The organism is Lysinibacillus sp. F12 (assembly GCF_057773605.1).
In genome coordinates, this window is record NZ_JBYMLP010000001.1 from 1 (window position 1) to 13,063 (window position 13,063).

The 13,063-nt window shown below is 40.0% G+C and carries 12 protein-coding genes and 2 riboswitches; of the genes, 3 read left to right on the top strand and 9 right to left on the bottom strand.

Annotation, left to right across the window (positions count from 1 at the left end; translation table 11 throughout):
* The 3 genes from AC3CH7_RS00005 to AC3CH7_RS00015 form a co-directional block, all read right to left on the bottom strand.
* Window positions 1-320 (bottom strand): transposase (locus tag AC3CH7_RS00005; protein WP_488381486.1); only part of this gene is annotated, 320 nt, incomplete at its 3' end.
* Window positions 321-615: 295 nt separating this feature from the next.
* Window positions 616-1,110 (bottom strand): HIT family protein, encoded by a 495-nt coding sequence (locus tag AC3CH7_RS00010; RefSeq protein WP_488381487.1) that lies wholly within the window; start codon window positions 1,108-1,110, stop codon window positions 616-618.
* Window positions 1,111-1,169: 59 nt separating this feature from the next.
* Window positions 1,170-1,646, bottom strand: a complete 477-nt coding sequence (locus AC3CH7_RS00015) for a dihydrofolate reductase (protein ID WP_031419846.1) — start codon at window positions 1,644-1,646, stop codon at window positions 1,170-1,172.
* A gap of 161 nt (window positions 1,647-1,807) precedes the next feature.
* Between AC3CH7_RS00015 and AC3CH7_RS00020 the strand changes: the two genes are divergently transcribed.
* Together AC3CH7_RS00020 and AC3CH7_RS00025 are read left to right on the top strand one after the other, a co-directional pair.
* Complete coding sequence (locus AC3CH7_RS00020; protein WP_036168167.1) at window positions 1,808-2,725, top strand: alpha/beta hydrolase; 918 nt, start codon at window positions 1,808-1,810, stop codon at window positions 2,723-2,725.
* A gap of 62 nt (window positions 2,726-2,787) precedes the next feature.
* The gene (locus AC3CH7_RS00025; RefSeq protein WP_036161571.1) at window positions 2,788-3,984 is read left to right on the top strand and encodes a class I SAM-dependent rRNA methyltransferase; all 1,197 of its coding nucleotides are present in this window, start codon (window positions 2,788-2,790) and stop codon (window positions 3,982-3,984) included.
* A gap of 86 nt (window positions 3,985-4,070) precedes the next feature.
* Here AC3CH7_RS00025 and AC3CH7_RS00030 read toward each other — a convergent pair whose 3' ends face one another.
* From AC3CH7_RS00030 to AC3CH7_RS00040, 3 genes are all read right to left on the bottom strand, one after another.
* On the bottom strand, window positions 4,071-6,059 hold the full coding sequence (locus tag AC3CH7_RS00030) for a S9 family peptidase (RefSeq protein WP_488381488.1): 1,989 nt from the start codon (window positions 6,057-6,059) through the stop codon (window positions 4,071-4,073).
* A gap of 71 nt (window positions 6,060-6,130) precedes the next feature.
* Complete coding sequence (locus AC3CH7_RS00035; RefSeq protein WP_488381489.1) at window positions 6,131-6,808, bottom strand: precorrin-3B methylase; 678 nt, start codon at window positions 6,806-6,808, stop codon at window positions 6,131-6,133.
* A 52-nt stretch (window positions 6,809-6,860) separates the two neighbouring features.
* A complete protein-coding gene (locus AC3CH7_RS00040) occupies window positions 6,861-7,856 on the bottom strand; it encodes an ABC transporter substrate-binding protein (RefSeq protein ID WP_447402943.1) in 996 nt (331 codons plus the stop codon).
* A gap of 164 nt (window positions 7,857-8,020) precedes the next feature.
* Window positions 8,021-8,208, bottom strand: a riboswitch (cobalamin riboswitch).
* A 175-nt stretch (window positions 8,209-8,383) separates the two neighbouring features.
* Here AC3CH7_RS00040 and AC3CH7_RS00045 point away from each other — a divergent pair.
* Entirely contained in the window at window positions 8,384-10,324 is a 1,941-nt protein-coding gene (locus tag AC3CH7_RS00045) for a GTP-binding protein (RefSeq protein WP_488381490.1), read from the top strand.
* A gap of 108 nt (window positions 10,325-10,432) precedes the next feature.
* Here the strand turns inward: AC3CH7_RS00045 and AC3CH7_RS00050 are convergent, their stop codons facing one another.
* The 3 genes from AC3CH7_RS00050 to AC3CH7_RS00060 form a co-directional block, all read right to left on the bottom strand.
* The gene (locus AC3CH7_RS00050) at window positions 10,433-11,191 is read right to left on the bottom strand and encodes a hypothetical protein (RefSeq protein WP_036168153.1); all 759 of its coding nucleotides are present in this window, start codon (window positions 11,189-11,191) and stop codon (window positions 10,433-10,435) included.
* 232 nt (window positions 11,192-11,423) lie between these two features.
* A riboswitch (cobalamin riboswitch) is annotated at window positions 11,424-11,607 on the bottom strand.
* Between the two features lie 711 nt (window positions 11,608-12,318).
* Complete coding sequence (locus AC3CH7_RS00055; RefSeq protein ID WP_012294341.1) at window positions 12,319-12,552, bottom strand: hypothetical protein; 234 nt, start codon at window positions 12,550-12,552, stop codon at window positions 12,319-12,321.
* Between the two features lie 233 nt (window positions 12,553-12,785).
* Complete coding sequence (locus AC3CH7_RS00060) at window positions 12,786-13,049, bottom strand: DUF4190 domain-containing protein (RefSeq protein WP_036216056.1); 264 nt, start codon at window positions 13,047-13,049, stop codon at window positions 12,786-12,788.
* Between the last annotated feature and the right edge of the window lie 14 nt (window positions 13,050-13,063).

A 13,063-nucleotide genomic window follows, 5' to 3' on the forward strand; every position in this document is an offset into this window, starting at 1 on the left:
CGAACCTTTTTCAGATAAAAATAAGGCACTTCTTGTTCAATTTTGAACAGGAAGTGCCTTATTTCTGTCTCACTGGATCTTCTGTTGCCATATCCAAATGACATATCATACTTTGAGCGCTCTACTAGGTCGACGTCTGATACATCATTAATCGCTTTTAATAATAAGTACTTAAACATGCGAATTGGAGGAATGGTATTACGTCCATTATCTAAACAATATTTTGTTTTTAGCTCTTCTAAAAAAAATGAAAATTCAACAAGTTCATTGACCTGGCGAAGCATGTTATCTTTTGGCACAACAATATCATAGATTGCCATGTATGGACTTAAATTAAGGGTTTCCTAATTTGAAATCATTGGGGCTCCACCTACATATTCATTCTTTTATTATAAAGGAAAGTGTGACTAAAATAATAGTATGATACATTGCGTTGTTTGCAGAAGCATCGCTCGACTCCTGCGGGAAAGCGAGACAGACGAGACCCCGCACGAAGCGAAGCGTAGGAGGAGACTCGGCGCTCGCCCGCGGAAAGCGAGCGGAATGCTTCGGAAAACAACAGTAGAGTCACAGTGCCAAATGAAAAAAAGATATGGACTTTTTCAGTGCCCTTCTTCACAAGGAGCGATTTTTTATGGAATCTCTTAAAAGCTTAATCGCTTCCCTTACTTCTTTTTCATGCTCCTCATTATTCATATTTTTCCTGGCATGAAGTAACACGGGCCTCAAGGATTCAACGGATCGCCCGAATGCATTCATCCATTCATAGCGGGGCACCATCCAAATGTGGAAATGATGAGTCATATCTTCGTTGTAAAAATAATAAACGTATGCTATGCCCAATACTTCCCTTTGAGCTTGTCTTATTTTTGTTAAGAGATGGATGTAATCCAGTTTTTCGTCATTATTTAATTCATCCAAGCAATGAATATGACACTTTGAGGCTACTATAACTAATCCCTTTATTGGATAAGCTATATCCTGATGGGCGTGAAAATAATCCGTTTCAATTAGAACACCCCCATTGGGCTCGATTTGTCCACTTATGATTGCACAGCTCAAGCAATCAACATAAACATTTTCTCCACTCGATAATACTATGTTGCGCATCAATATCTCCCCTAAATATAGAAGTAGCACGGTCTAGCAAAACCGTGCGTCTCTCCATGTTATTTACGTTCAAAAATTTGATATTGGAATGTATAGCCTTCTGAAGCTGTTTCAGGCTGTTCAGCAGCAACCTCTACAAAATCCTGCTCATAGCTTGGGAAAAAGGTATCGCCCTGAAAAGAATGATTGATTTTCGTAATATATAAGCGATCTGCTATTTCCATCGATAAACGGAAAATTTGCTCGCCGCCAATAATCATAATTTCCTGTACATCCCCTGCCATTGCTATTGCTTCTTCTAGGCTTGTCACAATTTCAATGCCTTCTGCACGATAATTTTCATCTCGTGTAATAACAATATTACGACGTCCTGGTAGTGGACGACCAATGGATTCAAACGTTTTTCGGCCCATAATCATTGGCTTGCCCATTGTTTTGTTTTTAAAATACTGCAAATCTCCAGGTAAATGCCAAGGCATTCCGTTATTATACCCAATTACATGGTTGTCATCATGTGCCACAATTAAAGAAATCATACTGTCCCTCCAAATACTTTCTTCCCTTTTATTATAAACACAATTCAATCATTTCACCTCTTTTATAAAAGATTTTTCTTTTTCTACAATTAAATCCTAGTAAAATTATATGAATAGTTTATAATATAAGATATAAACGTCAAGATAAAGGAATGATGAGGATGACTACATTAAGAAAAGAAGCTGTTCATTATATTCAAGCTCAGCATGGTGTGACACCTTACTATCAAGTCACACCACAGGAAGCTCGTGCGATGCGGACGGTTATGCCATGGCAATCCGTACACAAACCAACACTTGCGTCCATACAAGAACAAGCAATTACAGTGCGTGATGGTGCTCAAATTACGCTACGACTCTATATCCCTATTCATCACCAACCATTACCGGTTATTGTCTATTATCATGGTGGTGGCTGGGTATATGGTAATTTAGAGTCAGTTGATGCTGGCTGTCAGCTATTAGCAGAACAAGCACAAGCTATTGTCGTTTCAGTAGATTATCGTTTAGCTCCAGAATTTCCTTTTCCAACTCCATTACAGGATGCCTACGATAGCTTAGTATGGGTGCATGACCATATCAAAGCATTTGGCGGCGATGCTGCTCAGTTGACGGTTGCTGGGGACAGTGCCGGCGGAAATTTAGCAACGGTCGTGACCCACTTAGCTGCTTCTTCGGGTGGTCCGTCTTTGCAAGCACAAGTACTCATTTATCCCGTTACGAATGTAGATTTCACGACCGTATCCTATCAGGCTTATGGTGAAAATTTCGGCCTCGATAAAAAAGGTATGCAATGGTTTTCTCAGCACTATACAGAGGAATCCAACTATGCGAATCCATTTGTATCTCCTCTACAACTTGAGGATGTAAGCCATATGCCTAAAACCCTCCTCATTGCAGCAGAGGCAGATGTACTCTTTGACGAAGGTTTAAGTTATGCCCAAAAACTGGTGGACGCAGGAGTACCTGTAGAGCATATGACCATGTCTGGTTTGATTCATAGCTATTTTAGCAAGATGCATTATTTTGAAGAGGCGACCATCGAAACAGTGGCAAAAATTGCTGAATTCCTGAAATAAGTTTGGCTATCCCGTCCAAACAGTGCGATAATAGAGCAAAACGTTTTTTAAAGGATGACAACATGACACAAACAATTGCCCTACAAATAAAGCAGCCTTTTGCTGATCAATTAAAAAAAGGCTACCCATTAATTTCAAAAGATGCGGTGGATGCACGACAACTCCCTTCCGAGCAAGGGACACTACTTAAGCTGATGGATCACCATAATCGTTTTATTGGTACAGGTTACTTCGGTATTCAAAATAAAGGGATTGGCTGGGTCTTGACGACTGATATCAATGAAACCATCGATAAAGCTTTTTTCATTAAAAAGTTCAAAAAAGCCATACAACTCCGAGAAGCATTTTTCCAGAATGAACATACAACAGCCTTCCGTGTTTTCAATGGTGAGGGTGATGGCATTGGTGGCCTAACGATCGATTTCTTTAATGGCTACTATATGGTGAGTTGGTATAGCGAGGGTATTTACTCATTGAAAGAAGTCGTTTATGAGGCGCTTGCTGAAACCATCAACTACCAAGCTATTTATGAGAAAAAACGATTTGATGGTAAAGGCCAATATATGGAACAGGATGATTTTGTTATGGGGACTCCTGGCGAATTTCCAATTTTGGTCAAGGAAAATGGGATGACCTATGCAGTCCATTTAAATGATGGTGCGATGACAGGGATTTTTCTTGATCAACGGGAAGTACGATTAGCTATTCGTGAGCGCTATGCAAACACAGCCAATATGCTTAATACCTTCTCCTACACAGGGGCATTTTCAGTAGCAGCCGCGCTTGGAGGAGCTATTAAAACAACAAGTGTTGATGTTGCGAAGCGCAGTTTAGCCAAAACAATTGAGCAGTTTAGCGTCAATCAAATTGATTATGAAGCCCAGGATATAAAAGTAATGGACGTTTTTCATTATTTTAAATATGCACAGCGTCACGCATTAAAATTTGACCTTGTTGTCTTAGATCCACCTAGCTTTGCTCGTACAAAGCAAATGACGTTCTCAACGGCGAAGGACTATCCAAAATTACTGAAGGATACAATTGCGATTACAGCCAAAAATGGTATTATTGTGGCTTCTACAAATAATGCAAGCTTCGGTATGAAAAAGTTTAAAGGATTTATCGACCAAGCATTTAAAGAGACTCGTACACGCTATAAAATTGTAGAGGAATATGGTTTACCAAAGGATTTCCGTGTGCCTCGTGAATATCCTGAATTTAATTATTTGAAGGTCGTTTTTATTCAAAAAATCGACTAACTGATCTAGAATCACACTTTGCTGTGATTCTTTTTTTCGATAAAAAAGGCTTAAGAAGTATGTTCACTTCCTAAGCCACCTCTTTGTTAAAGTTTTTCCACAAACCAATCTCGTATATATTCCAGACGATGAATTCTTAATGTTGGTTTTCCGCTTCTTGACAGTTCATGATTCGATTCAGGGAAGCGGACGAATTTTGTTTCTTTCTTACGATATTTCAAGGCGATAAATAATTGCTCCGCCTGTTCAATCGGACAACGATAATCTTTTTCACCGTGTAAAATGAGCAACGGTGTTTCAACATTGTCTACATACTTCAATGGAGAATGATGCCATAGCTTCTCCATATTATCGAGCCCCGCTTGTATTTGCCAGTCTGTAAAGTAATAGCCGATATCACTCACACCTGCAAAGCTAATCCAGTTTGAAATTGAGCGTTGTGTAACTGCTGCCTTAAAGCGGTTCGTATGCCCAACAATCCAGTTGGTCATAAAGCCACCATAGCTCCCACCTGTTACACCTAGTCGATCCTGATCAATGAAATCATAGTGCTCTAAAGCATAGTCCACTGCAGCCATTAGGTCTTGATAGTCATTGCCACCATAATCACCACGTACTGCATCCACAAACGTTTGTCCGTAGCCATGACTTCCGCGCGGATTTGTATACAGCACCGCAAAGCCTTGAGCAGCTAGGATTTGGAATTCATTGAAATAAGTGTTGCCGTACATCGCATGTGGACCACCATGGATTTCAAGAATAAGAGGATATTTCTTCCCTTTTTCATAGCCCACTGGCTTCATGATCCAGCCATTGACCTTCCAGCCCTCAGCTCCTTCAAACTCAATACTCTCAGGAACAGCTATCTCTCTCGTCTTTAAAACTTCTTCATTGACGGTTGTCAACCGTTCTTTTTCACCCGTCTTTAAGTTGACGTAATATAAATCGCCCGGATTTGTTGTCGTACTTATTGCGACAACTGCTTGGTCATTTTGAGCATCTAATGAAAATCCATAAACATATTGATCATCGTGAATAGCTGGATAAATCTCTCCATCCACATTACCAAAATAAATTGCCGCATTGCCGTGATCTGTTACTTGAAAGTAGAAACTATGATTATCATTCATCCATTGCACAGGTGGAGCTGCTACCCCTTGCAGGAAATCACCGATGACATAGTCACCGACAGGGGCATCAAATTCACTTGTGGCACAGTTGAGCAGATTTTGTTCCATATCATAAATCCATAGCTTCGCTTGTGTGGCATTTTCAAACTCACGTTTTCCCCCAACGAAGGAAAGGAAGCGGCTATTAGGAGACCATGATGTTTGGTAATAAGAGCCAATTCCCTCGGTTACCTTGCGACTCTTTTTTGTTTCTATATCTAATAAGTAAATATCCGCATTAAATGAAAAATCTAAATCCTCTGCTTGATCTGCTAAGTACGTAAGATAGTTGCCATCGGGCGACCATGTACTCAGATGGCAATGCTTGTTCCCTTCTGTCATTTGCTCTAAGTCACCAGATTTTAAATCGACAATAGCGATGTGGGTATGCTGGTCCATATCCGTAAATCCACCAGCATCTGATTTATGTTTCATCTTATCGATTTCTAGCGGCTTTAGTTCTTTTTCTTCTTTCTTGTCATCTTCAACTTTATCTAGAATAGTTTCATCTTTACCGAGCATAACGGAAAAGGCAATTTTCTCTCCACATGGAGACCAGACAGGCGTTGACGCACCGTTTTTACAATACGTTACTTGTTTTGCCTCCCCACCTGTTTTCGAAAGCACAAAAATTTGCGGCTTGCCTGATCTTGTAGAAGAAAAAGCAATTTGACTGCCATCTGGCGACCACACAGGAGAGCTTGTCCGATAGTCACCATATGTCCATTGCTGAGGACGTTTGTCTTTTAAATTCATATAAAACAAATTAGATATATAGTCCTTTTTCTTCTCATCAATACGTGTCTCTACATAAACTACCTCAGTCCCATCAGGTGAGAGCTGTGGATCTGCCACTGATTTCAAGCGATAAAGATCCTCTGGTTGAATCCCTTGTTTAGATGTCATGTTCTTGCTCCTTTGTATTGTCATTTTCTATGCTCTACTACAATATTTCGACACCCTAAGTATTATTCCTGCTACTCGATCGATTTTTTTACTAGTTCCCAATCCGCATTCGATTTTGTTCTGCGATAAAACTTATAAAAAGGTTCATTGGAACGAGCTTGGTCCTGATAAAGACGAATGATTTGTAGCAAAAAATTTTCAATATGGTCGATCCTTACTCTCTTTGCAAAGAGAGTACCCGCCTGTGCTTTCGTCCCCATAGGAATGGCTCCTAGATAAACATCAAAGCTCTCATGCTGATAGACCAAACCGATGTCATCATATGTGGGATTATAACAGGCGGATGCACAGCCATTCACATTGACTCGCATTCTTGCAGGCACGGTTATACCATCCAACGCCTGATAGAGCTGTTCTGTTTGAGGAACTGCTTCCATTTTTTCACCGTCACAAAAATCACATGCTTTCATAACAATATGAGGCCCTGACGATGCAACAAACAGTCCAGCCTCCTGTAAGGCACGGGTAGCTTCAGTTAATTCACTAGAGGGAATCGATAATAATATGCTATAGGAAGCCGAGTATTTAATGGCTCCCTTCTCTCCTACAATTTCTGCTATTTTTTGAAATTGGGCTGGTGTGTAATGCTTATTGATAATGCCAGGGCTTACTGCTAATCGCGAAAATCCACCTTGCTGATTAAGGGTCTCAAATGTTTTATCTGGTATGTTTTGACGAAATGCGTTCAATAGTTATCGCTCCTTAAGAAAAAGGAGCTAGCACTTTGCTAGCTCGAAATTTTTAAAAGTTTTCTGGGTAGAAGCCCTTAGCTAAAATTTGAATGGCCTCTGCTGCACGGACCCCTTCAGATGCCGCTGAAAGTGGAAGGATGACAAAGCGATCATTTTTGACTGCTTCCATTTCCTTCAAGGCTGGATCATTTTTTAAGAAATTTATCTTTTGTTCAGCCGTTGTTTCACCATAATTAATTATGACAACCACCTCTGGATTGCGATCTACTGCATCTTCCTTCGACACGGTTGTCCACCCTGACTCCACATCTCCAAAGATATTTTGACCGCCAGCGATTGTCACCAGCTCATTCATAAAGTTTTGGCCAGCTGTGAATACATCTTTTTCACCACTGTCAAAGACTAGAACACGTAAATTTTCTCTATCTTTTGGTAATTTAGCTTGAACTTCTTCGACATCTTTTGTCATTTGTTCAATGAATGCTTCGCCGCGATCTTCCACGCGGAATATTTCTGCAATATGACGAATATCAGTGAAAATATCCTCTAATGTTGGCTTTGTCATATTAGAAGCTGTATGTAAATACGTATGAATTCCTAATTCCTCAAGCTCCTCTGGTGTTCCTACACCTTTTTCACCAAAGCCACTTTTCCAGCCTGCATACAAGAAATCTGCCCCGGCATCAATGACTTGCTCCTTCGTTGGGTATTGATCTGAAAGAACAGGAACTTTATCGTAGGCTGCTTGAAGCGGCTCGTAGATTTCGTCATCTAAATAAGCAGTCCCTACCATGGAATCCTCTAGCCCTAATGCAAGCATAATTTCTGTTACATGCTGATTTAAGCTAATTGCCTTTGTAGGTGCTTCCTTATAGGTTTGGGTAGTTCCATTATTTTTAATGATTACCTCAGTCGTTGTCGCCTCAGACGGTTCAACTTTTTCAGTTTGCGTTGCTGATTCAGGCTTGTCCTTTGTACCACACGCTCCTAAAACTGCGATGAGCGCGATGAGCATGACCAGCCATATACTTCTCCATTTTTTCATGTCCTTTTCTCCTTTGTTGTCATAAATATAGAAAGAAATCAGAGACTTCTTTGCTACCAGGATCATTGGAAGGGCATAAAAAAACCCTCTTGTCGCCAAGAGAGTAGCATAGTGAAAAAACGGTATAGTTACCTTTATCACTATCCCCATCCTCGTGGTTCTTAGTTAGCATACACATACTGGCAGGTATCCTGGCTTAGGTTCATCATCTATACACCTTCCCATAGTTAAACTACAGTGGCATCCTGTATAGACTCCCCATTTACAGTTGCGGGACAGCATCGGAATTACACCGATTTCCCTTTTAAGCAAAATGACAAATGCCATTTGCACCAATATGTTTTATTCATTCTATTGATAGACTAGCAGTTCATGAGTTAATTCGCAATCAGAGTAAATTGCAAAATCTGCAATCATCATTATATTAGCACTATTTCGACAAAAAGACGAATCATTTTACAAGAATTATTTGTGCTAGTATTCTGATACAATGAGAACATAGCCACCTATAGAAACGAGGATTTAGTATGTACAAGACGATTGGGGTTCTTGCTCATGTTGATGCAGGAAAAACAACCTTTTCTGAGCAAATGCTTTATCATACCAATAGTATTCAAGCGCGGGGGCGTGTCGATCATCAGGATGCCTATTTAGATAATCATGAGCTTGAGCGTAAACGTGGCATTACAATATTTGCCGAGCAAGGTCGCATGACTATCGGCGACGATACATATACGCTGATCGATACACCAGGGCATGTCGATTTCTCCCCTGAGATGGAGCGTGCCATTCGTGTCATGGATTATGCCATCATTATTATTAGTGCTGTAGAGGGTATACAGGGTCATACAGAAACTGTATGGCAGCTTTTACGGAACTATCATGTCCCTACATTCTTTTTTATTAATAAAATAGATCGTGACGGAGCAGATGTGAGAGCTGTTATGACTCAGCTGCATAAGGATTTCTCAGAACATGTAATCCTCATAGATGAACCACTGCAGGAAAACTATGTTTCAAGCACGATTATGGAATTGCTGGCAGAGCGTGATGAAGAACTGCTAGATAACTTTTTGAATGAAACATTGGAACATCGCCAATGCATGACTAGACTACAAACGATGATTAAAAATGAGGATGCCTTTCCTTGTTTTATAGGTTCTGCGTTGAAGGATGAAGGCATTGAGGAATTTATTGCTCAACTTCCATTCCTAACGGGTACTCACTTCGAGCCAGAAGCACCTTTTCAAGGAGAGGTCTTTAAAATACGCCATGATGGACATCAACGTTTAACGTTCATCAAGGCCCTTACAGGCAAGTTACATGTTCGGGATGAATTTACATTTGGAGATATCACAGAAAAAGTAACAGAAATTCGCCTATATAACGGCAGTCGATTTGAAACTGTTCAGCAAGTTGAGGCTGGTGAAATCTTCGCTGTTAAAGGGCTCAGTCAGGCAAATATTGGGGATCGAATTGGCAGTAAATTGCTATCACTGCCCTATGAGCTTGTCCCTACATTACAGGCAAAAGTTCAATATGAGGGTGAGCAACATATAAAAGAAGTATTAAGGATTTTCCGTTTACTAGAGGCCGAGGAGCCGTCATTGCGTGTCGTGTGGCAGGAAAAATTTCAGGAAATCCATGTGCACATAATGGGTGTCATTCAGTTAGAAGTCCTGATTGACGTGTTATTGAAACGTTTTGCATTACACATTTCTTTTGGAGAGCCGCAAATATTATATATGGAGACAATTGGGACAACCGTTACAGGCTACGGTCATTTTGAGCCACTCAAGCATTATGCAGAGGTTCATTTATTAATGGAGCCTAATGAACGCGGAGCAGGAATTACCTTTAGTAATGCCTGTCATGCCGATGATTTATCAGTGGGCAACCAGCGTCTCGTTGAGAAGCACTTGTTTGAGCGTGATCATCACGGCTTACTCACAGGCTACGCCGTCACAGATATTCATTTTACGCTATTAACGGGGCGTGGTCACAATGAGCATACCTCTGGTGGTGATTTCCGAGAAGCTACTTTCCGAGCACTACGTCAAGGACTAGAACAAGCACAGAACATCCTGCTTGAGCCATATTATCGCTTTAAAATGAAAGCTTCCAATGATTTTATTGGCCGTATGATGACTGACATTCAACAGGCTGCCGGCACATTCGACGACCCAGACCTCACCGAAACTGACGTTGTTTTGACAGGACGTGCACCTGTAGCAACCTTTATGAGCTATAGCACAATCTTTGCTGCCTATACCAATGGGAAAGGCTCACTTACCCTCCAATTTGATGGCTATGATGTGTGTCATAATGCAGAAGAAGTAATAGCCCAGATAGGCTATGATAAAAATGCGGACCCTGAATACAGTTCTTCCAGCATTTTTTGCGCTAAAGGCAAAGGCTATACTGTCCCTTGGCAAGAGGCTCAAGCAGCCATGCACTTTCAGGGATAAGTCAAGTAAAGTATTTGCAAGGACGGTGTGTTAGGCTAATAGCCTCAGATGAAGCATGATACGCTGGCATAAATAAAACAAGCCCCCCGCTTCATGGAGGGCTTGTTTTCATATCGCACCGACAGCTTTCTTTGAGGGCTTATGGACCTGATAAGCAGGTTCAACCACCACATAGCCCTGCGTATTAGTGAAGTCGATTAAAACTTTACCAGGCTGACTTTTTAATATTTGTAGTTGATCAATTAATGTTAACAATAGCTCATGGCCGTTCCCTCGTGGATGCCAATTTAAGTGATCACCATTTAACTCCTGAACCGCATCCAGAAATTGTTTATATTCCTGCTGCGCGAATGCGATTAGTTGATCCTGATGAGAAATTTCCATTAAATCATTTATATAAGTTTCATAAAAACGTATAACAATGGAGCATAGTAAATCATTGACACGTGCAGCGCTTAACACGGGATTGGGCTCTTGTGAAAGGCGATCAAGGTTAGGCTTTGCTCGTGTTGAATCAATGCGTGTAATTAAGTGATACGGCTCCCCGTTCACCTCATATATAATAGGGTTCGTCGGCATATACATCATAAAGCTATTCGTCTTCGTTTTCAGTTGATCCGTTAACGTTGCCAGAGCAAAAAGATGGCCTTCTACCTCACCATTTCTTATCCAAATAATGTCTTTATTATATAAAATTCGCTCAAAAAAGCGGTTGTTGCGAATCAGCTTCGTTGCTAATAATTGATCAATCAGTGATTCAACCACCATTCTTGTTTTCGCTTTTTTAGCAATTTCTGTCCTTGGCTGCTTACAAATGGTCATATCTACAAAAGGCGTTTCCTGTGTTATCGTTGCATGAATATTCATCCTATGTGCATCCCCTTTGCGTACATATTTTCAAAACAAAAAGGACTTCCTTCTATGTTTGAGGAAATCCTTCGCTTTAATGTGATTCATCACACAATGCCAAACAAACCCTAAGTAAATGTGAAGGAGTTCGAAAATGAACCCTTTCATGAACTTTGGGCGTTTGACGTACTGTGACGAACAGAGCATTCTGTTTTGTCAACATGCCACCTCCTATTCCTCGTAGGTTTATGGTGTGTACTCATAACAGGCAGGTATCCTGACTCATGGTCATCGCCACTTTTCCCCTTCCCATCATTTGACAGTGGTTGCTGAAAAGTCGCTCACATTTACAGTTGCGGGACAGTGTCGGATTCACACCGACTTCCCTTTTAAGCAAATTGCACGCAATTTACACCTATTACTACACGCTATTCAATTGTCATAGGAATCGGGTGTACTCCACATTCCTATTAGATTACTAAAATCAATTGTAAAGTAGTGGATTTCTAAAGTCAAATATCACAATATTTTCCAAACCATTTCTTCACTTAATCTTACAAACTCTGAAATTCTGACAACATGTCTTCCTATTTACTTTGATAGTATGATACTTCCTCAGCTTCATGCGGGTCATCTCTTTCGAAATCCCCTCGGATTTTCTACGCAGCATAATACTGAATAGCTTCAATTTCTTTACCGCTATACGTTCTGGTCTTTTCCAACGAATCAGCAAAATGGTCGTCTTTTTCACATATTAAATCAACGACACTAGTTAATGTTTTGTCCTAATACGTCCTTTACCGAATATCTTCTTTTAACATCCGTATCACCTTCATCTATTTTTCGGCGTACATACTCGCATGAGAATAAATTTTAGCGAATGATTAACGGCTTTTAAAAAAGGAGTTACGACACTTTTATTTTAGGTTATTAGTTATGTAATATTTGATAAAATGAGTTACGAGCGCAGGGGATTCCTACGCTCATTTTTTTAACGCAAAACCGCGAGTTAAATCGGGATAAGACACTTGCATCATTTTGAAATACTAACATAAACAACCTATAAACGCACCTCAGACAAACCTATACGCACAACTACGCGATTCAACGATTCTCGCTACATCTGACAGCGTTGAGTGATGTAACTAAAGAGTAATAACTTCACCAGAGTATTGTCTTAATTGTTCAATGGCTACTGTTACGGCTACTTCCTCAGTCTCAATCAAACTCAATCCTTTTTTAATAGGACTCCAAAATTCATATCCGCAGTCTTCTTGCCACATATATACTTCTGTTGTAAAAAGACCATCTCTCCGTTTTATAATTTGAACTTTATATTGATGACTTGGAGACATTATTTCCTTTAGCATCTGTTCCATCGTTTCACCATCTTTACAAATAGTAATGTGTATAACTATTATTCTTCAAAAAGAAAAAAAGCTTTGAGCAAAATCTTAAAAACAGGGGGCTTGGGAAGGTCATGCATTTTCAACACAAAAAAAGAGGTTTATGGTGTGTATTCGTAACAGGCTGGTATCCTGACTCATGGCCATTTCCACTTTTCCTCTTCCCGTCCAACTTAAAACGGTATTTTCTAAGGTCAAATACTAAGCTAAACACCAGTAATTGAATAAAAAAGGATAATAGACAATACTGCAAAGGTTTGAATGATAATCCCGATCACGCTACAAATTAAACCAGAAATTGCCAAACCTCTGCCATTTTCATTTCTTTTAGCAATTTCCTTTGTTGCCATTCTTGATAAAACTACTCCGAAAATCCCAAGAACTAATCCAATAAATGGTACGATGATAGAAAGAATACCAAGCGTTAATGAAATGATAGATTTATTATTCATTTCAATTTTTTCAACCATTTCCCTCACCCCCC